Source organism: Saccharopolyspora oryzae, from assembly GCF_027853915.1.
In the GTDB taxonomy this organism is placed as follows: Bacteria; Actinomycetota; Actinomycetes; order Mycobacteriales; family Pseudonocardiaceae; genus Saccharopolyspora; species Saccharopolyspora oryzae.
Genome location: NZ_JAQGLA010000011.1, coordinates 96,996 through 119,689 on the forward strand (window position 1 = coordinate 96,996; position 22,694 = coordinate 119,689).

A 22,694-nucleotide genomic window follows, 5' to 3' on the forward strand; every position below is an offset into this window, starting at 1 on the left:
AGCGACGATGGCGACGTTCGTGCTGGTGCCCGGTTTCTGGCTCGGAGCCTGGGCTTGGGAGGACGTGACGCGGGAACTGCGGGCGGCGGGGCACGACGTGCACCCGGTGACGCTGCCCGGGCTCGCGGACCGCGTTGACGAAGCCACCCCGGAGGTGGACGTCGAGACCCACATCGCCGACCTGGTGCGGCTCGTCGAGGGCGACGACCTGCGCGAGGTCGTGCTGGTCGGGCACAGCGGCGCGAACGTGCCCGTCACGGCCCTCGGCGACCGCATCCCGGAGCGGATCGCGCGCGTGGTCTACGTCGACGCCGGGCCGATGCCGGCCGGGGCATCCGTGCTCGACTCCAATCCGCCGGAAGTCCAGGACGCGTGGCGCAAGAGCGTCGCGTCCGACGGCGACGGCTGGCGCCTGCCGCTCCCCGACTTCGGCCCGGAGGACCTCGCCGGGCTCGACGACGGGCAGCTGGCCCGCATGCGCGCCATGAGCACCCCGCAGCCGTTCGGCACCCTCACGCAGCCGCTGCGGCGGCCCGACGTCCTCCCGGACGTGCCGCGCTCGGTGATCGCGACGACCTTCACCCCGGAGGACGTGCGAGCCATGGTCGACAGCGGCGATCCGAAGTACGCGGTGATGGCCGGAGTCGACGTGCACCACCTGCCGACCGGCCACTGGCCGATGTTCTCCCGCCCCACCGACCTCGCCGCGCTGCTCGCCGACCTCGCCACCTGATCCGGCACGCCCCGGCATGTCGTCTCCCGACACGCCGAAACATGGGGACAGCTCCGGGCTCCTGTGGAGAACTACCTCAATTTCAATGGAAATCGGACCTCCGATTTCCATTGAATTTGCGGATCAACGGCGGCGGCGCCAGGCCCAGCCGGCGAGCGCGCCCAGGCTCACCAGGCCCGCCGTGGTGCGGGCGCCGATGCGGTTGCCGCGGACCTGGACGATCGGGCGGATGATCGCCGGGCCCGGCGGGGGCGGTGGCGCCAGTTCCATGTTCTCCGGGGCGCAGGCCGTCCAGGCGGTGACGAACAGGATGAACCGCGAGGTCAGGTTGGCGAACACCAGCAGACCGAGGATCGGGCCGAACGCCGCCCCGGCCGGGGAGGTGGTGACGCTGTTCAGGTAGATCACCGCGACCTGCTTGAGGACCTCGAAGCCGATCGCGGCGAACAGCGCGCCCCACACCGCGCTGCGCAGCGTGACCGGTTTGCGCGGCAGCCTGGCCAGCACCCACAGGAACACCAGCCAGCTCGCCGCCAGCGACAGCAGCGTGGTCAGCCCCTGCAGCACGAGCAGGGCCACCGCGGTGTGCTCTATCCCGACCAGTTCGAACAGCCGCAGCCCGAGACCGCCGAGCGCGCTGATCCCGATCGAGACCGCCATCGCCGCGCCGAGACCGATCAGCGACAGCAGGTCCGAGACCATCCGCCGCAGCATCGGCTGCTGGTCCGGCACCTGCGTCCACTGCGCCGTGAGCGCCTCGCGGAGGTTGGTCATCCACCCCAGCCCGGAGTACAGCGCGGTGAGCAGACCGATCACCCCGACCGCCCCGGCCTGCCGGATCGCCTGGTCGACGACGCCGGTCAGCATCTGGCTCATCGCCGGGCTGGGCACGGCCGTGGTGATCGAGGCCTGCAGCCGCCCGAGCAGCTCCGGGTTGCCCGCCAGCACGAAACCGGCGACCGCGAAGGCGATCATCAGCAGGGGCACCATGGCGAGCACGCTGAAGTAGGTGATCGCCGCGGCGTAGTAGTCGCCGTACTGCTTCTGGTACCGCTCGAACGCCCGGATCAGCCGGTCCAGCCACCCGTGCTTGCGGCGCAGCAGCGCCAGCCGCCCCGGTTTCTCCTCCTGCTGCCCGGTCACGGTGCACCTCCCGCCGCAACGGCTTCCCCCGAACGGTGGCAGGCTACCCGGAGTTGATCAGATCAGCCCATCGGTCGAAGGAAGCCCACTCGATCGAAGACGGTGCGCAGCGTTTCGCCCGCCACCTCGCGGGCGTGCTCGGCGCCGCGGTGCAGGACCTTGTCCAGCTCCGCCGGGTCGTCGAGGTAGCCCTGGACCTTGTCCTGGAACGGCGTCACGAACTCGACCACGACCTCGCCGAGGTCCTTCTTCAGGTCGCCGTAACCCTTGCCCTCGTAGGCGGTTTCGAGCTCCGGGACGTCGCGCCCGGTCAGCGCCGAGTAGATCGCCAGCAGGTTGCTGATGCCCGGCTTGTTCTCGACGTCGTAGCGGATCTCGCGCTCCAGGTCGGTGACCGCGGAGCGGATCTTCTTCGCCGAGCGCTTCGGCGACTCCATCAGCTCGACGACCCCGGCGGGCACCGACTTGCTCATCTTGGAGGTCGGGTCCTGCAGGTCGTAGATCTTCGCGGTGCCCTTGGGGATGTGCGCGGCCGGGACCGTGAAGGTGTTGCCGTAGCGGGAGTTGAACCGCTGCGCCAAGTTGCGGGTGAGCTCCAGGTGCTGGCGCTGGTCCTCGCCGACCGGGACCGCATCGGCCTGGTAGAGCAGGATGTCCGCGGCCTGCAGCACCGGGTAGGTGAACAGCCCGACGCTGACGTGCTCGGCTTCCTGCCGGGCGGACTTGTCCTTGAACTGGGTCATCCGGCCGGCCTCGCCGAAGCCGGTCAGGCACTCCATCACCCAGCTGAGCTGGGCGTGCTCCGGGACGTGGCTCTGCACGAACAGCGTGGAGCGGTCCGGGTCGATGCCGAGGGCCAGCAGCTGGGCGGCGGAGAGCCGGGTGCGCTGGCGCAGCTGCTCCGGGTCCTGCTCGACGGTGATGGCGTGCAGGTCGACGACGCAGTAGAAGGCGTCGTACTCGTCCTGCATGACGACCCACTCCCGCAGGGCGCCCAGGTAGTTGCCGAGGTGGAACGAGTCGGCGGTCGGCTGGATGCCGGACAACACCCGCGGCCGGGCCGCGGACTGGCTGTTCTGGGGTGCGGTGTCGCTGCTCACGTGCTGATTCTCGCAAGCCGCGCGCCGCCGGTGGGAACGACCTCCGGCAGCACTCGCGGGGGTGCCGGTTTTGCCTGGACCGACCGGGCGCCGGGACGCTGGTTCCGGGCTGAACCGACCGTCGCCCGGGAGGCTCAGGAGGTCTTGCGCTGGTTCTCGGGCGTGACCTTCTTCTTGCGGAACACCCCCGCGACCATGCCGGCCACACCGAGCCCGACTGCGGTGAGGCCGACCGGCGTGGCCAACGAGTCCATCGGTCCGCTCACGGCCATCGCCCGCGGGTCGGCAGCGGCCGCCGTGGCGGTCACCAGCGACGCCGCTCCGGCGGCAGCGCAGAGCACGGAGACTCGCGTGGCCACGCGAGATATTCGGCTACGCACGAGCGCGCCTCCCTAACGACAGTTGACCCGATCGGGTCAGCATTCGTCCGAGTCTGGTGGCGGACCGTACCGGTCGGCCGTTACGCGCGTGGTCGCTTTGCGTAAACCGACCACGACGGAATGATCATATTTTCCCGAGAAATGCGCCTGAATTCGGGTCTGTTGATCTTTGAACGACGCAGGTGGACGGCCGGTTTCCCAGCGTTCACAGCCACTCGATCCGGTTAAAGCCGTGAGATGGGACACACTCGAACGGGTCAGGACTGGCTGATGCCCAGCTGCACCCGCCCCGCGCGGCCGTAGGTGGTGGTCCGCTGCCGCGCCGGACGACCCGCCCGACCAGCCAGTTCGTGCAGCTCCTCGACGCTGCGCTCCGAACCGTGCTCGGACCCGGCCATCCGGCTGATCGTCTCCTCCATCAACGTCCCGCCGACGTCGTTGGCCCCGCCGTTGAGCACCTCGGTCGTCCCGGTGTCGCCGAGCTTGACCCAGGAGCACTGGACGTTGTCGATGCGACCGTGCAGCAGCACGCGCGCCATCGCGTGCACCGCGCGGTTGTCCCGGTGCGTGGGGCCCGGGCGGGCCAGCCCGGCCAGGTAGATCGGCGCGTTGCGGTGCACGAACGGCAGCGGCACGAACTCGGTGAGCCCGGCGTTGCCGTGCTCGGCCGCGGTGTCCTGCACCCCGGCCAGCGTCCGGAAGTGGCCCAGCCAGTGCTCGGGCGTGTCGACGTGGCCGTACATCATCGTCGACGAGGACGGGATGCCCAGCCGGTGCGCGGTGCTGACGACCTCGATCCACTCGGCGGCCGGCAGCTTGCCCTTGGTCAGCACCCAGCGCACCTCGTCGTCGAGGATCTCCGCCGCGGTGCCCGGGATGCTGCCCAGCCCGGCTTCCTTCAGCTCGGCCAGCCAGTCCGCGACGCCCACCCCGGCCTTGGCCGCGGCGCTGACGATCTCCATCGGGCTGAACGCGTGGACGTGCATCTCCGGCACCCGCTGCTTGATCGCCCGCACCAGGTCGGCGTAGCCGGACACCGGCAGCCGCGGATCGATGCCGCCCTGCATGCAGATCTCGGTGGCGCCGGCCCGCCACGCCTCGTCGGCGCGGTCGGCGACCTCCTCCGGCGAGAGCCGGTAGGCGTCGGCGTCGCGCTCGCGCTGCGCGAAGGCGCAGAACCGGCAGCCGACGTAGCAGATGTTCGAGAAGTTGATGTTGCGGTTGACCACGTAGGTGATGTCGTCCCCGACGACCTCCCGGCGCAGCTCGTCGGCGATCCGCGCGAGCTCGTCCAGAGCGGCTCCGTCGCAGGTCATCAAGGCCATTGCCGCATCGTGGTTCGCTTCGTCGAGCAGTGCCGCGGGGTCCGACCCGGCCAGCTCGAGCCCAGCCCGCACGTCGGCGTCGAGCCGCTCCGGGGCGGCGTCGGCGGGCACCTGCGCGCGCAGCTCGTCCCAGTCGCCGTAGACGGTGTCGAAGTCGCCGCGGCGGTCCTCGGTGCGACCCGAGGTGTCGATGCTGCGGTGCAGGTCGGTGCGGCCGATGGACTCGAACCCGCCGTCCGGCTCCTGCCACTCGCGGCCGACGATCTCCGCGTCCGGCAGCCGCAGGCCGTCCTCGGCGGCCAGCGCCGCGACGTGCCCGGCCACCCGCAGGTCCAGCCACTGCGTGCTGTCGCCCGCGAGCCCGGCGCGCACGTAGCGCGGGTAGGCGGTGAGCCGTTCGCGCAGCTCGAACCCGGCTTCCGCGGTGGTCGCGGCGAGGTCGTCCAGCTGGGGCCAGGGGTGCTCGGGGCTGACGTGGTCCGGGGTCACCGGGGAAACCCCGCCCCAGTCGTCGATCCCGGCGCGCAGCATCAGCAGCTGCTGGTCGCCGACCAGGTTCGGCGGCGCCTGCACGCTGACCCCGGAGGGCATGAGCAGCCGCGCGACGGCGACGGTGGCGGCCAGGTCCTGCAGATCGGCGTCGGGCACGTCGCGCATCGCGGTGTCCGGCTTGGCCCGGAAGTTCTGCACGATGATCTCCTGCAGGTGCCCGTACTGCCGGGCGACGCTGCGCAGCGCGAGCAGCGATTCAGCGCGTTCGGTGCGGTTCTCGCCGATGCCGATGAGGATTCCGCTGGTGAACGGCACCGCCACGCGCCCGGCGTCCTCCAGCGCTCGCAGCCGGACCGCGGGTTCCTTGTCCGGGCTGCCGAAGTGCGGTCCGCCCTTGTCCCGCCACAGCCGCTCTGCGGTGGTCTCCAGCATCATGCCCATGCTGGCCGCCACCGGCTTGAGCCTGGTCAGCTCGGACCAGGACAGCACGCCGGGGTTGAGGTGCGGCAGCAGCCCGGTCTCCTCCAGCACCGCGATCGCGCAGGACCGCACGTAGTCCACAGTGGAGGAATAACCGCGCGACTCGAGCCACTCCGCGGCCGCCGACCAGCGCTCCTCCGGCCGGTCGCCCAAGGTGAACAGCGCTTCCGTGCACCCGGCCGCGGCGCCCTGCCGGGCGATCTCGACGACCTCCTCGCGCTCCAGGAACGCCGACTCGACGCGGTGCGGCACGGTGGCGAAGGTGCAGTAGTGGCAGCGGTCCCGGCACAGCCGGGTCAGCGGGATGAACACGTTGCGGGCGTGGGTGACCACGCCGGGCCGCCCCTCGGCGACCAGGTGCGCGTCCCGCGCGCGGCCCGCTGCGGCCAGCAGTTTCTCCAGGTCGTCGCCCCGGGCGTGCAGCAGCACGGCGGCTTCGGCGGCGTCCAGCGAAACGCCGTCGGTGGCTCGGCGGAGAGCTCGGCGCATGGCCGATTCGCTCGGGGTGGGCTCCGGCTGGGCGAGTTGCAGATCTACGACCGACACCAGGCGACTCTATGGCCGATGCGGGGCGTCGCGCAGCCGCCGAAGACGTGGCCCAGCGCTCACTTTCGGCAAGGCAATTACTCCGTTTCGCCCTATCAGGGGTCGTCAGAACAGGCGCAGAATCCGACGGATACCTGGGTGGATCACACACTCTGTCTCCATAGGAGGGACACGTGTCACGCAAAGGACTGAGTGGCAGAACTGCGCGCATCGCCGGTTCCGCCCTCGCGCTGGCCCTGTTGGTGCCGGCCGGAATCGTCAGCGCGGCTGCCCCCGCGCCGGCGACCACCGCCGCGCCCGCGCACTTCGTCGTGGTCGGACCGACCGGTGACGGCCTGCGGCAGACCGAGGACTCGGTCCGCGCGGTCGGCGGCGCGGTCGTGCAGAGCTGGCCGCAGATCGGGGTCGTGGTGGCGACCTCCACCGATCCCGGATTCGCCGCCGCCGTGCGAAACCAGCCCGGCGTCGAACAGGCCGGGAACAGCCGCAACCTCGCCGAGCAGCTCCCGCCGGCGCAGTCGATGCGGCTGGAATCGCTCGAAGGCACCACCAGCGCCACCACCTTCGCCGCGCAGGCCGACCAGGAACCGCTGGAAGCCGAGCAGTGGGACATGCGGCAGATCAAGGCCGACCAGGCGAACGCGATCTCCCAGGGCAGCAAGGACGTCACCGTCGGCGTGCTGGACTACGGCATCGACCCGACGCACCCCGACCTCAGCCCGAACCTGGACCTGTCCAAGTCGGTGAGCTGCGCCAACGAGGGCGTTCCGGACACCCGCCAGGAGGCCTGGCAGCCGAAGGACGAGACGCAGGCCCACGGCTCGCACGTGGCGGGCACCATCGCCGCGGCGCGCAACGGCGTCGGCATCGCCGGTGTCGCACCGGACGTCTCGCTGGCGTCGGTGCGGGTGATCGACGACGGCGGCTTCATCTACCCCGAGTACGCGATCTGCGGTTTCATCTGGGCCGCCGAGAACGACATCGACGTCACCAACAACTCCTACTTCGTCGACCCCTGGTACCTGTGGTGCGACTCCGACCCGGACCAGAAGGCCGCGGCCGAGGCGGTGCGCCGGGCGGTCGACTACGCCAACGGCAAGGACGTCGTGACCGTGACGTCGGCGGGCAACAGCAACTGGGACCTGTCCAAGCCGATCCGCGACACCAACAGCCCGAACAACGGCGGCCCGACGCAGGACCGCATGACCGGCAACGACTGCCACGTCCTGCCGGGCGAGCTGCCGGGCGTGGTGTCGGTGTCCGCGGTGGGCTCCGACGCGGTGAAGTCGTACTACTCCAACTACGGGCTGGGTTCCATCACGGTGACCGCCCCGGGCGGTGACAAGAACCAGATCCCGGACACCCCGTCGCAGAACGGCCGGGTGCTCTCCAGCGTGCCCGGCGGCGGCTGGGGCTGGATGCAGGGCACGTCGATGGCCGGTCCGCACGCGGTCGGCGTGGTCGCGCTGCTGCGCAGCAGCCACCCGGAGTGGAACGCCCAGCAGACGATGGGCGCGCTGGCCAACCAGGCGGACGCCCTGAAGTGCCCGACGAACTACGACCCGGACGGCGACGGCAAGCCGGACGCGGTCTGCGCGGGCGGCAAGAGCGGAGCGGGCTTCTACGGCGCAGGCCTGATCGACGCCCTCGACGCGGTCCGGTGACCCCCGGGGACCGCAGTTTCAATTGAAACTGCGGATCTCCCCCACGGCGGATCACAGTTTCAATGGAAACTGCGGATCTCGGACCCCCGAACAGGTGATGAGCGAAGGGCCCCTCCGACCCGGTCGGCCGGAGGGGCCCTTCGCCGCTCTGGGTTGCCGGACCGAACCCGGGGACCGACGCTCGGTGCCAGTGGAAACCGGTGGGAGCGAGGTCGGCCGTGGGCGATTCGGAGAGGTTCGTGATCGTGGGCGCCGGGATGGCCGGGGCCAAGGGCGCTGAGGCGCTGCGGGAGCTGGGGTTCGACGGGCGGATCTCGCTGTTCGGCGACGAACCGCACCGCCCCTACGAGCGACCGCCGCTGTCCAAGGACTACCTGCTGGGCAACGCCGGGTTCGACGCCGCCTACGTGCACGACGAGAACTGGTACGCCGACAACCGGGTGGACCTGCAGCTCGGGATGACGGTGCAGCGCATCGACCGGTCGCTGCGCCAGGTCGAGCTCACCGACGGCACCCGCATCGAGTTCGACAAGCTCCTGCTCGCCACCGGCGCGCACCCCCGGTCCCTGCCGGTGCCCGGCGTCGACGCCGAAGGCGTGCTGTACCTGCGCCGGGTCGAGGACTCCGACCGCATCAAGCAGACCTTGGCCGAGATCGATCGGCTCGTCGTGATCGGCGCGGGCTGGATCGGCCTGGAGGTCACCGCCGCGGCCCGCGCCGCCGACGTGGCCGTGACCGTCGTCGAGACCACCGAACTGCCGCTGCTGCGGGTGCTCGGCTCCGAGGTCGCCCAGGTGTTCGCGGACCTGCACCGCGCGCACGACGTCGACTTCCGCTTCGGCTCCGCGGTCGACGAGATCCTCGTGACCGACGGCCGCGCGACCGGTGTCCGCCTGACCGACGGCACCGACCTCCCCGCCGAAGCGGTGCTGGTCGCCGTTGGTGCGGCCCCGGACGTCGCGCTGGCCCAGCAAGCCGGCCTGCGAGTGGACAACGGCGTCCTGGTGGACGCCTCGCTGCGCACCCCGGACCCGAACATCGTGGCGGCCGGCGACGTGGCCAACGCCTTCAACCCGTTGCTGGGCAAGCAGATCCGCGTGGAGCACTGGGCGAACGCGCTGAACCAGCCGGCGACGGCAGCGGCCTCGATGCTGGGCCGGGACGCGGAGTACTCGGAACTCCCCTACTTCTTCACAGATCAGTACGACCTGGGAATGGAGTACCTCGGCTACGCCGAACCGGGCGACTACGACCAGGTGGTCTTCCGGGGCGACGTGCCGAACCGGGAGTTCATCGCCTTCTGGCTCGACGGTGGCCGGGTCCTGGCGGCGATGAACGTCAACATCTGGGACGTCCAGGACCAGCTGAAAACCCTGATCACCTCGGGAACGACGGTCGACGCGAAAGCGCTGGCCAACCCCAGCACTCCGCTGAACGACCTGATCGCCCGCTGACGTCGTCCAGCGCTCGGGTCAGGTGGCGAGGGAGCGGTTCACGAAGGTGGCGATGAGGTCGTTCTCGTCGAAGTCCGCCAGGACTTCGGGGACCGTCAGGTGTTCCAGGATCAGGCCCGTCATCGCGTAGTAGAGCAGGACCGTGGTCATGTCGTCGCCGGGGATGCCGGACGCGCGGTGGCCTTCGACGTTCATGTTCAGGTTGTCGCGGAGGGTTTTCGTCAGCGCCGCTTGGAGTTCCGGGCGGCGGGTGGCTTCCAGGCGGAGTTCCAGCAGCGCGAGCCAACCGGTGCGGTCGCGGGAGATGTGGTGGTAGAGCGCGCGCATCAGCTCGGTGAGCAGTTCCGGTGACGGCGGCAGCTGGGCTGATTCGACGCCCGCCGGGTCGAGCGTCAGCCGGTGGTGGATGTGCGCGCCGACCTGGTTGAGCAGGTCATCGCGGTTGGCGAAGTAGTTCGACGCGGTGCCCTTGGGCACGCCCGCCTCGGCGTCTACCGCGCGGAAGGTCAGGCCCCGCGCGCCGTCGCGCGCCAGCACCTCGATCGCCGCGTCGACCAGCGCGATCCGCCGCTCCTGGTTCTGCACCATCGCTCCTCCAGAAATTGCCGGTTGACAACCACTACGGCCATAGTACTACATTTGAAGCACTACATACGCAGTGGTTTCTCGGAAGGAACAGATGCGAAAGCTCACCTACTTGATCGCCTCGACCATCGACGGCTTCATCACCGGCCCGGACAACACCGCTCCGGACTTCTTCCTGCACGAGGGCGACCACGCCCAACCGACCCGCGACGAGTTCCCGGAGATCATGCCGACGCAGCTCCGCCCGCTGCTCGGCCTCGAAGACGCGCCGAACAAGCACTTCGACACGGTCCTGCAGGGGCGCAGCACCTGGGAGGTCGGCGTGCGCGACGGCATGACGAACGCCTACCAGCACCTGCGCAACATCGTGTTCTCCCGCACGATCACCGAAAGTCCCGATCCCACGGTGGAATTCGTCGCCACCGACCCGCTCGAGCACGTGCGGAAGCTCAAACAGGAGGACGGGATGGGCATCTGGCTCTGCGGTGGCGGAAAGCTCGCGGCAACGCTGCGTCCGGAGATCGACGAGCTGTTCGTCAAGCTGCACCCGGTCGTCGCCGGGGCCGGAATCCCGCTGTTCGACGGGGAATTCGGCCCCGAGCAGTTCGACCTGACCGACACCCAGGTCTTCGACAGCGGCGTCGTCCACCTGACCTACGCCAAGCGCTGAACCCCGGAGGAAGCACCTTGCGAAAGCTCACCTACTGCGCCGCCATGACGATCGACGGCTTCATCGCCGCCCCGGACCGCTCGGACCCGAGCACCACCGGGCTCATGGCGCCGACACCCGAGTACATCCCGGCACTGCTAGCCGAATTCCCGGAAATCATCCCGACCCACCTGCGCGAACCGCTCGGCATCGCCGACGTCGAAGCGAAGCACTTCGACACGGTCGTCGAAGGCCGCAACTCCTACGAGATCGGCCTGCAAGCGGGAGTGACCAACGCGTACGCGCACCTGGCGCACTACGTGTTCTCGCGAACGATGGCCGAAAGCCCGGACCCCGGAGTGCAACTCGTCGCGACGGACCCGCTCGAGAAGGTCCGCGAGCTGAAAGCCGAACCGGGCAAGAAGATCTGGCTGGTCGGCGGCGCGAAGCTGGCGGCAACCCTGCGCCCGGAGATCGACGAACTGATCATCAAGCTCAACCCGGTCGTCGCCGGAGCCGGAATCCCCCTGTTCGACGGCGAATTCAGCCCGGACCACTTCGACCTGACCAGCGCCGACCCCAAACCAGGAGGAGTCGTCCACCTGACCTACCAGAAACGATGACGGCCCCACCGCCCGAGCCGCAGCAGATCAGCGGCTCGGGCGCACGAACTCAGACGTCGAAGGTCACTGTGACCGGGGCGTGGTCGGACCAGCGCTGGTCGTAGGTCTCGGCTCGTTCGACCACCGCCGACGTCGCCTTCTCCACCAGGCCAGGGGTGGCCACGTGGAGGTCGATGCGCCAGCCCGAGTCGTTGTCGAAGGCCTTGCCCCGGTAGGACCACCAGGAGTACGGGCCGGGGCCTTCCGGGTGGAGGTGGCGGACCACGTCGGCGTAGCCGCCCTCGTAGAGGCTGGTCAGCCAGGCCCTCTCCTCCGGGAGGAAGCCCGCCGCCTTGCGGTTGGCCTTCCAGTTCTTCAGGTCGACCTCCTGGTGGGCGATGTTCCAGTCACCGCACGCCAGCACCTCGCGCCCCTCGGCCGCGGCGCGCTCGCGGAGGCCGTCCAGGTACGCGCGGAACTCCTTCATGAAGCGTTCCTTCTCGTCCTGGCGCTCGGTGCCCACCTCGCCGCTGGGCAGGTAGAGGCTGCCGATCACCAGCCCCGGCAGGTCGATCTCCGCGTACCGGCCGCTCTCGTCGAACTCCGCGGAGCCGAAACCGATGCGCACCGCTTCGGGCTCGGTGCGGCTGTAGATCGCGACGCCGGCGCGGCCCTTCGCCGCGGCCGGGGCGAGCAGGGTGTGCCACCCCTCGGGTTCGCGGACGGCGGCGGTGAGCTGGTCGGGCTCCGCGCGCGTCTCCTGCATGCAGATGACGTCGGCTTCGGCGGCGGCCAGCCACTCCACGAAGCCCTTCTTGGAAGCGGCGCGCAGGCCGTTGACGTTGACGGTCGACACAGTCAGCACGTCTGCGAGCGTAACCACCACCCCTGACGATCACCCCATGTGGTCGCACCGACTCCGGCCACCCCAAGGAGCGCGCGTTTCCGCTGGTCAGGGGCCGTGAGTACTTTGGGGTGCTATAGCGACACAAAGTGCTCACGGGTCTTGACCAGGGACGACTCGACCTCAGCCGGGCTCACCGATGCGGGCGGGTGCGGCGGCGGTCGCGGCGGCGGGTCTGCCGAGGTGCCGCCGGGCGCTGCCAGAGCCACATGCAGACGCGGGCTCCGCCGAGGCTCGAGCGGTCGACGGCGAGGCGGCCTCCGGTCGACTCCGCGACCCGGCGCGCGATGTCGAGGCCCAGCCCGGTCGAACCGGCGCTGCTGCGACCGCGCTGCACGGCCTCGGACAGCTCCGCCACGCCCGGCCCCGCGTCCTCCACGATCACGCCGACCACGCCATCGTTGCGCTGCAACGACACCACGAACTGGGTGGCCTCCGGGGTGTGCCGGAAGACGTTGCCCACCACGGCGTCCACCGCCGCCGCCAGCTCCGCGCTCGGCACCGGAACCAGGACGGACCCGTCCGCACCGCGCAAGCCCCACGGCCGTTGCTGGTCCTCGGCCAGCGCCGACCAGAACTCGAGCCGTTCGCGCAGCAGCGCCGCGACGTCGCAGTCCGCGTCCTCCCCCGGACCTGCGCGGCGGGCGCTGGTGATGACCAGGTCCACCTCGCGCTCCAGCCGGTCGATGGCGATCCGGGTCTGCTCGGCGGCTTGATCGCGGCCCAGCGCTTCGGCGTTCAAGCGAAGCGCGGTCAGCGGGGTGCGCAGCCGGTGCGACAGGTCCGCCGCCATCTCCCGCTCCGCGGCGAGCAGCTGGCGCACGCGGTCGGCCATGGTGTTGAAGGCCCGCCCGGCCGCCACCAGCTCCGGCGGACCGCTCGGATCCACCCGGACGCCGAGATCTCCCGCCCCCAACGCCGAGGAAGCATCGGCCAGCCGGATCGTCGCGCGCACCATCCGCGCCGCCAACCGGTCCGCGACCAGCAGAGAACCGAGCACCAGCAACAACCCGACCGCGCCGAGGATCAGCCAGGACCGCAGCACCCCGCGGGTCTGATCGGCCTCCGGGACGAAGACCTCCGCGATCGCCGTGCGCCCGCCGTCGAGCGCGATCGGCTGCACGAACGCCGCCCCGCCCGGCACCTCGAGGGTCGAGGTCCGCGCATCGGCCAACGCCAGCCGAACCTCCCCGGCCCGGCTGGTCCCGATCACGCCGCCGTCCGGCAGGTGCACCGCGAGACGCCCCAGCTGGCCTGCTCCGGTGCTGGCCACCGCCTTGCCGATCAGCCCGTGGTCGTCGGTGGTCGCCAACACCGGCGCCAGCGCGACGGCCTGCCGCTCGGCGTTGGAGATCGCCTGGTCCCGGGCCATCTCGCGGACCACCAGGCCGAGCGGGATGAGGAACGCCAGCGCGACCATCGAGGTCACCGCCAGCGCCACCAGGACGACCGTGCGCCTCATTCCGGTTCCACGAGCTTGACCCCGACACCGCGCACCGTGTGCAGGTACCGGGGTTCGGCCGCGCTCTCCCCCAACTTCCGGCGCAGCCAGGACAGGTGGACGTCGATCGTCTGGTCGTCGCCGTAGGACTGACGCCACACCTGGGACAGCAGCTCGCGGCGCGGCACCACCCGTCCCGGCCGCGAGGCGAGGTAGGTCAGCAGGTCGAACTCCCGGCGGGTCAGCTCCAGCTCGACGTCGTCGAGCACGACCACCCGGCTCTCCGGGTCGATGCGCAGCCCGCCGACGGTGATCAGCTGCGCCGGCTGCGCACCGCGGGCACGGCGCAGCACGGCTTCGATGCGGGCGTTGAGGTGTTCGCTGGAGAACGGCTTGACCAGGTAGTCGTCGGCGCCGGCGCGCAGCAGGCGGACGATCTCGGTCTCGTCGTCGCGGGCGGTCGCGACGATGGTCGGCACGTCGGAGACGCCGCGGATCATCTTGAGGGTCTCGCCGCCGTCGAGGTCGGGCAGCCCGAGGTCGAGGATGATGACGTCCGGCGGGTGTTCGGACACTTCGCGCAGCGAGTCGAGGGCTGTGCCGACGCTGCGGACCACCCAGTCGCGCGCGGTCAGGTCCCGGATCAGCGCAGCGCGCACCACCGGATCGTCCTCGACAACCAGCACCACAGCCATGGCGGGCACCATAACGGGACGGTGAGAGACATTCGTGTTTCGGTGGACCTCCCCACCCCGCCGGCAGCGGTGCGGGTTCGGCTGGTTGCGCGGAGTCGGCGCGGACGTGGATGATTGCGCTCCCGTGCGCATCCATCGAGCATTCACCTACGCAGGCGTGTGGCTGGCGGCGACCGCTGCTGCCGTCACGGTGACCTGGCTCGGCGTGCGCGACGTCATCCACGGCGCGGTGTTCGACCGACCGGATCCGCCACCGGTGGCCCGCGCCGTCACCGCGACATCGACGGAGCCGCCGCCTCCTCCCGAGCCACCGCCACCGCCGCCGCCCAGCGAGCCGCCGCCGACCACCACCCCAGAACCCACCACAGTGGACACTCCGACGCCCGAAGCCACCACGGCGACCGAGGAACCGGACGGCGCCGAAGACGTGCGCACCTACGACGTCGCCGGCGGCACGGTGGTGCTCGAAGTGCTCCCCGAACGCGCAACGCTGATCTCGGCCACCCCGCGCGCGGGGTACACGGTGCAGACCTGGGAACAGCCCGGCTGGCTGCGCGTCGAGTTCACCACCGACGGCGCAGCGTCCTCGCTGATCGCCACCTGGCACGACGGCCCGACGTCGGTCCAGACGTTCGAGAACTGAACCGCTACTGCGAACGCAGGGTATTTGCTCGATTTCTCCAGGTTACGGGCCGGTAGGTGCGTCCGATCCGGGCAAGCCGCTCGACCTGGGCACGGATTCCACTACTATCCCCTCGCGTAACGTTCCACAGCTGGATCACGACTAGCTGTCGTAGTGTTCCCCCCTCAGGAGGTCTCGCGTGGCCCCGGACAGCGCCACGAGCAGCGGTCCCACTGCGCGCCGCCTCGTGCTCGGCAGTCAGCTGCGCCGGTTGCGCGAAGCGAGCGGGATCTCCCGCGAGGACGCCGGGTACGCCATCCGCGGCTCCGGTTCGAAGATCAGCAGGCTCGAGCTCGGCCGGGTCGGCTTCAAGGAACGCGACGTCGCCGACCTGCTGACCCTGTACGGCGTCAGCGACGGCGTCGAACGCGAGTCCTTTTTGGACCTGGTCCGCCGCTCCAACGAACCGGGCTGGTGGCACCGCTACAACGACCTGATGCCGTCCTGGTTCCAGGACTACGTCGGCCTCGAGGAGTCGGCCTCCCGGATCCAGACCTACGAGATCCAGTTCGTGCCGGGCCTGCTGCAGACCGAGCGCTACGCCCGCGCGGTGGCCACCCAGGGGCGTCCGGAGTTCACCGAGGACGAGCTGGACCGCCGGGTGCGGCTGCGGATGCAGCGGCAGAAGCTGTTCAGCCAGCCGAAGGGGCCGCGGGTGTGGGCGGTGATCGACGAGTCGGTGCTGCACCGGCCGATCGGTGGCCGCGAGGTGCTGCGCGAGCAGATCGAGTTCCTGCTCGAGGCGACCAGCCTGTCGTCGGTGACGCTGCAGATCCTGCCGTTCGAGCTCGGCCGGTCGGGCGCGGAGGGCGCGTTCACCATCCTGCGCTTCGCCGAGCCGGAACTGCCGGACATCGTCTACCTCGAGCACCTCTGCGGCGCGCTCTACCTGGACAAACCGGACGACGTCGAGGTCTACAGCAAGGCCAGCCACCGGCTCGCGGTCGACGCCCAGACGCCGGAGCAGACCCGCAAGACCCTCAAGGCCGCCCTGCAGCAGGCCTGAGCGGGACCGCCCGCCCGGACGGGCGCTGACCACTTTTTGCCGTTTTCAGCACTGAGCGACGTCCGCCCACACACCGCTCCGCCTTCGCGCCGAACCTACGGCGATCATCAAAACGCGCTGCTCACAGCGGTTCTGCGCGCCCGAATCGCGACTTCCGGGCGGAGCCCAACGACGCCGCGTTCGCCCGGTTACGGCCCCGATGTCGACCATGATCAACATCACACCAGCGTGCACGTGCATTTAATCGTGCATCTGCACCTGCTAACTTGAGTGCACGATCAACTGCACGTGCAGATGGTCGTGCAGCGTTAGTTCGGGGGAAAGTGGGGTTCGGATGCCGAACATCCAGAACGGCATGCCTGCCAAGCAGGTTCCCAACGCGACGTGGCGCAAGAGCCGTCACAGCGGCGCGGTGGGCAACTGCGTGGAGCTTGCACCGGTCGACGGCGGAGTGGCGGTTCGGAACTCCCGCTTCCCCGAAGGGCCTGCACTGGTCTACAGCCGGGACGAGCTCGCCGCCTTCCTCCACGGAGCCAAGGACGGCGAGTTCGACGACCTGATCGCCTGAAGGGCGAAGGCCTCGCGCCGAGCGGGGTCGCAGCCCTCACGACGGATATCGGTGGCGCCATGTACGACATTACGAACGGCCTGAGAGCACTGGTCGCGCGCGACTTCCAGTTCGCGCATCCGCGTGATGCCGACGGTGGTCTGGTCGCCGTGGTCGGCATCCGGGTGCACCGCGGCGTCTTCGACATCCTGCAGCTGTTCGGCGAGACCGACGCCGACGCGGCCCGAGTGCCCGGGGACGAGGCGGACGTGCTGTTCCCGAGCAAGGTCCTGTGGCGCACCACCGGCCCGGCCCACGACGTGATCAACGAGCTGCTGGCGCTCAGCGACCCGGCCCCGGACATGGGATCACCCGCCGCGGGCTGCTGGATGCCGACCCACGCCGGCCGTTCGGCCTGGCTGGCCGCCTCCGCCTGAGCCCAGCACCCCCAGGACCCCGCCCCGACCCCGGCGCCGAGCCCCTCCGCGGACTCGAAGCACCGGGAACCCCGAAGAGATCGAGTTCCCGCGCCACCCCCGACATGGCGCGGGAACTCGGTCGGGGCGGAAGATCCGGAAACCGCTGGCCAGAGCCGCTCTTCGAACAGCGGCGACTATCGCCAGCGGGTTCCAGGGATTATTAATAGCGATTCGGCCGCGCAGTTCAGTCCACTTTGTACATCGGGTTGGGGAGCTTGACGCCCAGTTCGGCGTGGCCGCCGTCGAGGTCGGAGTTCTGGTCGCCGACGTTCAGCACGATCCGGTAGCCCTGGCGTTCGATGTCGGCCCGCGCTCCGCTCTTGTACGGCACCACCGACGGGTCGTGGTCGTCGGCCGGCCGCAGGTAGAGGGCTCCGAACTCCGAGTAGCCCTCCTCGCGGAGGTCCTGCTCGGTGGCCGTGCGCATCTCCGGGGCTTCCCGGCGGCCGGTGACGAAGAAGACCGCGACGCCGTTGGAGTTGGCGAACCGCACCAGGTCGCGCGTCGCGGCGATCGCGGTGGGCTGGCGGGACAGCACGTACTCGTCGAACGCGGCCTTGTCGTAGCCGAAGTCGTGGTCGGTCTCGTAGCCGTAGGTGGACAGGCTCGTCTCGTCGATGTCGAGCACGATCGCGGGCTTGTCCACGCCCTGCTTCAGCCGCTGGGCCAGGTAGTGCTGGCCGCGCTCGTCCTCGCGGGCGATGTCGGCGTCCCAGCGACCGGACTCGTGGTAGTCCACAATGGACTTCTTGAGGTCGGCCAGGTTCGGGAGCGGGTCGGCCGGTCCGGCGCCCTGCGCCGTGGCGCAACCGGAGACGAGCGCGCCCAGCAGGGCGATTGCGGCGAACGATCTGATGCGCACGTGCGGAACCTCCTGGTGAGAAACCACGTCAGCAGCCTCGGAGAACCCGGTGTCGATTTCGTGCGAAATCGACAGTCCTCCGCTGCGAGCCGGAGTTTCGCACGCTCGGCACGCCTGCGCCGGGGCCTTGCCGAACTCGGCGGTTTCACGCCGCGCCAGTTGTGCCCAAAACTGCTCCCTGGCCGGTTTTGGGCACAACTGTCACCCGATCACGCGGCGCCGCGGGTCTCCTCCGCGCCGCAGAGGCGCTCGACCAAGCGCTCGCCGAAGGTGCGGTCGGTCTTCAGGACCACGCGCACGGTCGCGCTGGCGTCCGCCGGGAAACCGCGGTACTGGCCGCGGAGGTCGGCGACCGTCGTGCCTCGGGCCGGTCCGTCGCCGGTTTCGACGTCGACCGGGACGATCGGGGCCAGCAGCGGCTCGACGTCGCCCACCGCGATCGCCGCGGCCAGCGGGTCGTGGCAGGCGGCCTTGCGCTCGCCGAAGGCGTTCTTCGCGTAGAAGTCCAGGTACAGGTCCAGGATCGCGGCGGTGAAGGTCGTGACCGGGGAGCCGAAGTCGGCCAGCCGCTGCCGCTGCTCCTCGGTGATCGCCTCGGTCATGGTGGCGTCGAGCGGGACCAGCGTCACCGGCCAGCCGGCCCGCAGCACGATCCGCGCCGCTTCGGGGTCGTTGCTGATGTTCGCCTCGGCGGCCGGGGTGACGTTGCCCGGGTGCATCATCGCGCCGCCCATGATCGTGACGTGCTTGACCAGGCGGGGCAGTTCCGGTTCCAGCTCCAGCGCGGCGGCCAGGTTCGTCAGCGGACCGACCGCGAGCAGGTGCACGGCGCCGGGGTTCTCCCGCGCCGTGCGCACGATCAGCTCGGCCGCCGGTTCGCCGATCGGCGCGACCGCCGGGACCGGCAGGTGCGTGTTGCCCAGGCCGTCCTCGCCGTGCACGTCCGGGGCGAGGTGCCGGTTGCCGCGCAGGTTGTGGGGCGCTCCGATGGCCACCGGGATGTCCGGGCGGCCGGCCAGCTCCAGCACCCGCAGCGTGTTCAGCGCCGCCGTTTCCGGATCGGTGTTGCCGAAAACCGTTGTCACCGCCCCGATCCGCACGCTCGGATCGGCCAGCAGGTACAGCAGTGCCAGCGCGTCGTCGATGCCGGTGTCGCAGTCGACGATCAGGATTTCCTCGGACGCCATCGGTTGCGCGCCTTTCTGCTCTCGGTGCTCATCGGGATTGGCGCACCGGGATGCCGGGTGCGCCGCTGGGCAGCGCGTACTTCGCCGCGATCAGCGGAGTTCGCTCGACCGACACGACCTGGGTGATCAGCACGACCGGGGTGTCCGGTGACCGCCCGAAGACCTCGCCGCGGCGTCGACCGAGCACGGTCGCGGTCACCGAGCTGGCCCCGCTGAGCGGCAAGCCCGGATCGAGGGCGGAGGCCGCGTGCAGCATCGTGCGAGCTCCGCCTGCCGCCAGCGCCTCGGGAAGTGCCTGGTCGACGGCGGCCAGCGCCTCGTCGGGCACGCACCACTCCTCCACCAGGCAGCTCGGCACGCCGTCGACGGCGACCAGGCTCTCCCAGAAGCGGACTTCGCAGCGCGCCGGGACCAGCAGGTGCTGCATGACCAGGTCGGTCGGTTCCTCCACCGCCCTGACCAGTGACCGGACCTCGACGTCGTCGGCGCCGAGCAGTTGCTCGATCGGTTGCAGCCGTTCGAAGCCGCGCCGGGCCGGGCGGTCGTTGACGGTGCGCCCCACGCCGCGCCGGACGGTGATCACGCCGTCCTCCTGCAGCAGGATCAGCGCTTCGCGCAGTGCCGGCCGGCTCACCCCGAGGTCGGTGGCGAGCTCGGGTTCGGAGGGCAGCGTCGAGCCCGGCGGGTAGGTACCCCGCCGGATCGCCTCGACGATCCGCTCGTAGAGGTCCACGACCGGTCGTCGTTGCGGGCGCCTGGCCACCATGCCGAACTCCCTCGCTGTTGTCAGACAAGCTAGGAGGGCTGGAGCCGCACGTCAAACCTTCTATGTGCCAAATCACCACGAACGCCGTCGACTTGTCAGACAGGGTGTGCGCAACCGGACGAATCTTCGGCCTCGACCGATGAGATTCCGGTCCGGAGCTGGTCCAACTGGACGGACTGGCCTCGCGAGGTGCGCGCGAACGGAGTATGCAGTACCTCCGAGTGGTCGTCCCAAGCCCGGAAGCAGGCCGACGAGCTCGGCCGATGAGAACAGGAGCTAGCGATGAGCCGCGTCCGAGTACTCGTCGGCACCCGCAAGGGTGCGTTCATCCTGACCGCAGACGGCAAGCGGCAGGACTGGGAGATCAGCGGGCCGCACTTCGGCGGCTGGGAGACCTACCACCTCAAGGGCTCCCCCGCCGACCCCGACCGGCTCTACGCCGCGCCGTCGCTGGGCTGGTTCGGCCAGCAGGTCCAGCGCTCCGACGACGGCGGCCGGACCTGGCAGCCGGTCGACAACCACTTCTCCTACGAGGGCACGACCGGCACCCACCAGTGGTACGACGGCAGCCAGCAGCCGTGGAAGTTCACCCGCATCTGGCACCTCGAACCGTCCCCCACCGACCCGGACACCGCCTACGCCGGGGCCGAGGACGCCGCCCTGTTCCGCACCACCGACGGCGGGCAGAGCTGGCACGAGCTGCCCGGCCTGCGCCAGCACGGATCGGCGTCCGGCTGGCAGCCCGGCGCCGGCGGCATGTGCCTGCACACGATCATCCAGGCCCCGGACGACGAGAACCGCTTCTACACCGCCATCTCCGCGGCGGGCGCCTTCCGCACCGACGACGGCGGCCAGACCTGGAAACCGATCAACCGCGGCCTGCACTCGCAGGGCATCCCGGCACCGGAGGCCGAGGTCGGCCACTGCGTGCACCGCCTGGCGCTGCACCGGAACCGGCCGAACGTGCTGTTCATGCAGAAGCACTGGGACGTGATGCGCAGCGACGACGCGGGCGAGTCCTGGTACGAGATCAGCGGCGATCTGCCCACCGACTTCGGCTTCCCGATCGACGTGCACGCGCACGAACCGGACACCGTCTACGTGGTGCCGATCAAGAGCGACGAGCAGCACTACCCGCCGGAGGGCAAGCTGCGCGTGTACCGCAGCCGGACCGGCGGCGGCGAGTGGGAGCCGCTGACCACCGGACTGCCCCAAAGTCATTGCTACGTCAACGTTCTGCGCGATGCGATGGCGGTCGACTCGCTCGACGAGTGCGGCGTCTACTTCGGCACCACCGGCGGTCAGGTGTACGCGTCGGCCGACGCCGGGGACAGCTGGCAGCCGATCGTCCGCGACCTGCCCGCGGTGCTCTCGGTGGAGGTGCAGACGTTGCCATGATCCGCGTCCGATTGCCCAACCACCTGCGAACGCTGGCCAGGATCGAGGACCGCGAGGTCGTCCTGGAAGTCGACGGCGAACCGACGCAGCGCGCGGTGCTCGACGCGCTGGAAGCGCGGTTCCCGGTGCTGCGCGGCACCGTCCGCGATCACGAGACCAAGCAGCGCCGGGCGTTCATCCGGTTCTTCGCCTGCGAGCAGGACCTCTCGCACGAATCGCCGGACGCCCCGCTCCCGCCCCAGGTCACCGCCGGAGCGGAGCCCTACCTGATCGTCGGGGCGATGGCCGGCGGCTGATCCGGCTACGCATAGCGCGCACAGTTAACCGAAAGTGTGGTCGGCCAGCACGTCCCGGCGTGTTGGCCGTGCGCTCGACGGCGCCGGTGGAAGGTTTGCCGCGTCTCAGCGGCCGGGCCGCGAAAGCTCTGGCCCGCAGCCGTTTCGAGACCGAATGGCAGGCAGTCAGATCGGAGTTTCCGAAGTGCGTAACACGATTCGTTTCCTCCTGGCCGGAGCAGCTGCGACCGGGGTGCTCGCGATGGGCGCCGGCCCGGCGCTCGCCGCGAAGGACAAGAAGTCCGACGACGACTCGGTCGTCACCTCCGCGTCCCAGGGCGGCAACGGCGGCCAGGGCGGCAACGGCGGTTTCGGCGCGAACGTCTGCCCGGCGATCGGCATCCTGGCCAAGGGCCAGGCCGAGTGCGGCGCGGGCAACGGCGGCGCGGCCAACGGCGGCGACGCGGAGTCGTACGCCGAGGACGACGGCCAGGACACCGAAGAGGAGTGAGCCGGTCAGCGGCACGAGATCCAGGAACGGAGCAAGAGTGATCACTTCTTTCCGCCTGCTCGGCAGCGCCGCCGTGCTCGGTCTCGGCGTGCTCGCCCCGAACGTTCTCACCATCCCCGCAGCAGTCGCCGACACCTCCGCCGACGCCACCCGCGGCACCGCGGGCGAGTCCGGAGAGGAAGGCAGCGGGACCAGCCTGTGCCGACCGATCTCGCTCACCGGCGGCTCGCTGGTCGCGCAGTGCTCGGCCGGGCCGAACGGTGCGAGCGCGGACGGTTCCGAGTCCGCCACCGCCGCGGGCGACGACGAGGGCTGAATCCTCGAGCACCAGCGCGAAAACGGGTCGGCTCCCGCTGCGGGAGCCGACCCATTTCGTTGCGGCGGCCAGGAGGGAGCAAATCTCCTGGCGCAGCGCTCACTTGTGGCGCTTGTACACCTTGTCGTGACTGTCGTCCTCGGCGTACGAATCCGCGTCTCCACCGTTCGCGCTGCCACCGTTGCCCGCGCCGCACTCCGCCGTAGCCGGAGCCAGCACACCGATCGCCGGGCAGATGTTGACGCCGAAACCACCGTTGCCGCCAGTTCCCCCGGCGCCACCCTCAGAAGCCGCGGTGACCGTGGAGTCGTCGTCGGACGACTCCTTGTCCTTCGCCGCGAACGCCGGGGACGCTCCCATGGCGAGCACGCCGGCCACGGAGAGGCCGGCGAACAAGGCACGCACAGTACTGCGCACTGCAGACTCCAATCAGGATTGGGAACCACTGCTGTCCGGCGCCCCGCACCGAAAT

At 70.3% G+C, this 22,694-nt stretch carries 25 protein-coding genes; 13 read left to right on the forward strand and 12 right to left on the reverse strand.

Going from position 1 to position 22,694, the window contains the following annotated elements; translation table 11 throughout:
* Positions 1 to 7: 7 nt before the first annotated feature.
* Positions 8 to 733: an alpha/beta fold hydrolase gene (locus OU415_RS10350; RefSeq protein ID WP_270948413.1), complete on the forward strand. Its 726-nt coding sequence runs from the start codon at positions 8 to 10 to the stop codon at positions 731 to 733.
* 123 nt (positions 734 to 856) lie between these two features.
* Here the strand turns inward: OU415_RS10350 and yhjD are convergent, their stop codons facing one another.
* From yhjD to OU415_RS10370, 4 genes are all read right to left on the reverse strand, one after another.
* Positions 857 to 1,876, reverse strand: coding sequence for an inner membrane protein YhjD (yhjD, locus tag OU415_RS10355; RefSeq protein WP_270948414.1), 1,020 nt, complete (start codon positions 1,874 to 1,876; stop codon positions 857 to 859).
* 62 nt (positions 1,877 to 1,938) lie between these two features.
* Positions 1,939 to 2,976, reverse strand: a complete 1,038-nt coding sequence (gene trpS, locus OU415_RS10360; RefSeq protein WP_270948415.1) for a tryptophan--tRNA ligase — start codon at positions 2,974 to 2,976, stop codon at positions 1,939 to 1,941.
* 134 nt (positions 2,977 to 3,110) lie between these two features.
* Positions 3,111 to 3,335 (reverse strand): hypothetical protein, encoded by a 225-nt coding sequence (locus OU415_RS10365; protein WP_270948416.1) that lies wholly within the window; start codon positions 3,333 to 3,335, stop codon positions 3,111 to 3,113.
* A 278-nt stretch (positions 3,336 to 3,613) separates the two neighbouring features.
* On the reverse strand, positions 3,614 to 6,199 hold the full coding sequence (locus tag OU415_RS10370) for a bifunctional FO biosynthesis protein CofGH (RefSeq protein ID WP_270948417.1): 2,586 nt from the start codon (positions 6,197 to 6,199) through the stop codon (positions 3,614 to 3,616).
* Positions 6,200 to 6,372: 173 nt separating this feature from the next.
* On the opposite strand from OU415_RS10370, the gene OU415_RS10375 reads away from it, so the two are divergent.
* The gene (locus tag OU415_RS10375) at positions 6,373 to 7,863 is read left to right on the forward strand and encodes a S8 family peptidase (RefSeq protein WP_270948418.1); all 1,491 of its coding nucleotides are present in this window, start codon (positions 6,373 to 6,375) and stop codon (positions 7,861 to 7,863) included.
* Between the two features lie 218 nt (positions 7,864 to 8,081).
* Positions 8,082 to 9,317, forward strand: a complete 1,236-nt coding sequence (locus OU415_RS10380) for an NAD(P)/FAD-dependent oxidoreductase (protein WP_270948419.1) — start codon at positions 8,082 to 8,084, stop codon at positions 9,315 to 9,317.
* Between the two features lie 18 nt (positions 9,318 to 9,335).
* On the opposite strand, the gene OU415_RS10385 is transcribed toward OU415_RS10380, so the two are convergent.
* Positions 9,336 to 9,905 carry a TetR/AcrR family transcriptional regulator gene (locus OU415_RS10385; RefSeq protein WP_270948420.1) on the reverse strand — a complete coding sequence of 190 codons (570 nt, stop codon included), beginning with the start codon at positions 9,903 to 9,905 and terminating at the stop codon, positions 9,336 to 9,338.
* A 91-nt stretch (positions 9,906 to 9,996) separates the two neighbouring features.
* Between OU415_RS10385 and OU415_RS10390 the strand changes: the two genes are divergently transcribed.
* Entirely contained in the window at positions 9,997 to 10,572 is a 576-nt protein-coding gene (locus OU415_RS10390) for a dihydrofolate reductase family protein (protein WP_270948421.1), read from the forward strand.
* Positions 10,573 to 10,589: 17 nt separating this feature from the next.
* Positions 10,590 to 11,174 carry a dihydrofolate reductase family protein gene (locus OU415_RS10395; RefSeq protein ID WP_270948422.1) on the forward strand — a complete coding sequence of 195 codons (585 nt, stop codon included), beginning with the start codon at positions 10,590 to 10,592 and terminating at the stop codon, positions 11,172 to 11,174.
* A 49-nt stretch (positions 11,175 to 11,223) separates the two neighbouring features.
* On the opposite strand, the gene OU415_RS10400 is transcribed toward OU415_RS10395, so the two are convergent.
* The 3 genes from OU415_RS10400 to OU415_RS10410 all read right to left on the reverse strand — a co-directional run bounded on the left by OU415_RS10400 (position 11,224) and on the right by OU415_RS10410 (position 14,193).
* The gene (locus OU415_RS10400; RefSeq protein ID WP_270948423.1) at positions 11,224 to 12,018 is read right to left on the reverse strand and encodes an exodeoxyribonuclease III; all 795 of its coding nucleotides are present in this window, start codon (positions 12,016 to 12,018) and stop codon (positions 11,224 to 11,226) included.
* A gap of 172 nt (positions 12,019 to 12,190) precedes the next feature.
* Positions 12,191 to 13,519, reverse strand: coding sequence for a sensor histidine kinase (locus OU415_RS10405; RefSeq protein ID WP_270948424.1), 1,329 nt, complete (start codon positions 13,517 to 13,519; stop codon positions 12,191 to 12,193).
* Positions 13,516 to 14,193, reverse strand: coding sequence for a response regulator transcription factor (locus OU415_RS10410; protein ID WP_270948425.1), 678 nt, complete (start codon positions 14,191 to 14,193; stop codon positions 13,516 to 13,518). Before OU415_RS10410 ends, OU415_RS10405 begins: the two co-directional genes overlap by 4 nt.
* A gap of 124 nt (positions 14,194 to 14,317) precedes the next feature.
* Between OU415_RS10410 and OU415_RS10415 the strand changes: the two genes are divergently transcribed.
* The 4 genes from OU415_RS10415 (at position 14,318) to OU415_RS10430 (ending at position 16,865) form a co-directional block, all read left to right on the forward strand.
* The gene (locus tag OU415_RS10415) at positions 14,318 to 14,836 is read left to right on the forward strand and encodes a hypothetical protein (protein WP_270948426.1); all 519 of its coding nucleotides are present in this window, start codon (positions 14,318 to 14,320) and stop codon (positions 14,834 to 14,836) included.
* Positions 14,837 to 15,014: 178 nt separating this feature from the next.
* Positions 15,015 to 15,881, forward strand: coding sequence for a helix-turn-helix domain-containing protein (locus OU415_RS10420; RefSeq protein WP_270948427.1), 867 nt, complete (start codon positions 15,015 to 15,017; stop codon positions 15,879 to 15,881).
* A gap of 334 nt (positions 15,882 to 16,215) precedes the next feature.
* Entirely contained in the window at positions 16,216 to 16,449 is a 234-nt protein-coding gene (locus OU415_RS10425; RefSeq protein WP_270948428.1) for a DUF397 domain-containing protein, read from the forward strand.
* A gap of 59 nt (positions 16,450 to 16,508) precedes the next feature.
* Positions 16,509 to 16,865, forward strand: a complete 357-nt coding sequence (locus OU415_RS10430) for a hypothetical protein (protein WP_270948429.1) — start codon at positions 16,509 to 16,511, stop codon at positions 16,863 to 16,865.
* Between the two features lie 226 nt (positions 16,866 to 17,091).
* Here OU415_RS10430 and OU415_RS10435 read toward each other — a convergent pair whose 3' ends face one another.
* The 3 genes from OU415_RS10435 to OU415_RS10445 form a co-directional block, all read right to left on the reverse strand.
* Positions 17,092 to 17,769 carry an HAD family acid phosphatase gene (locus OU415_RS10435; RefSeq protein WP_270948430.1) on the reverse strand — a complete coding sequence of 226 codons (678 nt, stop codon included), beginning with the start codon at positions 17,767 to 17,769 and terminating at the stop codon, positions 17,092 to 17,094.
* A gap of 209 nt (positions 17,770 to 17,978) precedes the next feature.
* Positions 17,979 to 18,956: a nucleoside hydrolase gene (locus OU415_RS10440; protein WP_270948431.1), complete on the reverse strand. Its 978-nt coding sequence runs from the start codon at positions 18,954 to 18,956 to the stop codon at positions 17,979 to 17,981.
* Between the two features lie 28 nt (positions 18,957 to 18,984).
* Positions 18,985 to 19,722 carry a GntR family transcriptional regulator gene (locus tag OU415_RS10445; RefSeq protein ID WP_270948432.1) on the reverse strand — a complete coding sequence of 246 codons (738 nt, stop codon included), beginning with the start codon at positions 19,720 to 19,722 and terminating at the stop codon, positions 18,985 to 18,987.
* 282 nt (positions 19,723 to 20,004) lie between these two features.
* Between OU415_RS10445 and OU415_RS10450 the strand changes: the two genes are divergently transcribed.
* The 4 genes from OU415_RS10450 to OU415_RS10465 all read left to right on the forward strand — a co-directional run bounded on the left by OU415_RS10450 (position 20,005) and on the right by OU415_RS10465 (position 22,222).
* Complete coding sequence (locus tag OU415_RS10450) at positions 20,005 to 21,120, forward strand: WD40/YVTN/BNR-like repeat-containing protein (RefSeq protein ID WP_270948433.1); 1,116 nt, start codon at positions 20,005 to 20,007, stop codon at positions 21,118 to 21,120.
* Positions 21,117 to 21,416 carry a MoaD/ThiS family protein gene (locus tag OU415_RS10455; protein ID WP_270948434.1) on the forward strand — a complete coding sequence of 100 codons (300 nt, stop codon included), beginning with the start codon at positions 21,117 to 21,119 and terminating at the stop codon, positions 21,414 to 21,416. Before OU415_RS10450 ends, OU415_RS10455 begins: the two co-directional genes overlap by 4 nt.
* A 184-nt stretch (positions 21,417 to 21,600) precedes the next feature.
* Positions 21,601 to 21,906 carry a hypothetical protein gene (locus tag OU415_RS10460; protein ID WP_270948435.1) on the forward strand — a complete coding sequence of 102 codons (306 nt, stop codon included), beginning with the start codon at positions 21,601 to 21,603 and terminating at the stop codon, positions 21,904 to 21,906.
* Positions 21,907 to 21,943: 37 nt separating this feature from the next.
* Positions 21,944 to 22,222, forward strand: coding sequence for a hypothetical protein (locus OU415_RS10465; protein ID WP_270948436.1), 279 nt, complete (start codon positions 21,944 to 21,946; stop codon positions 22,220 to 22,222).
* A 99-nt stretch (positions 22,223 to 22,321) separates the two neighbouring features.
* On the opposite strand, the gene OU415_RS10470 is transcribed toward OU415_RS10465, so the two are convergent.
* Positions 22,322 to 22,639 (reverse strand): hypothetical protein, encoded by a 318-nt coding sequence (locus OU415_RS10470; protein WP_270948437.1) that lies wholly within the window; start codon positions 22,637 to 22,639, stop codon positions 22,322 to 22,324.
* Between the last annotated feature and the right edge of the window lie 55 nt (positions 22,640 to 22,694).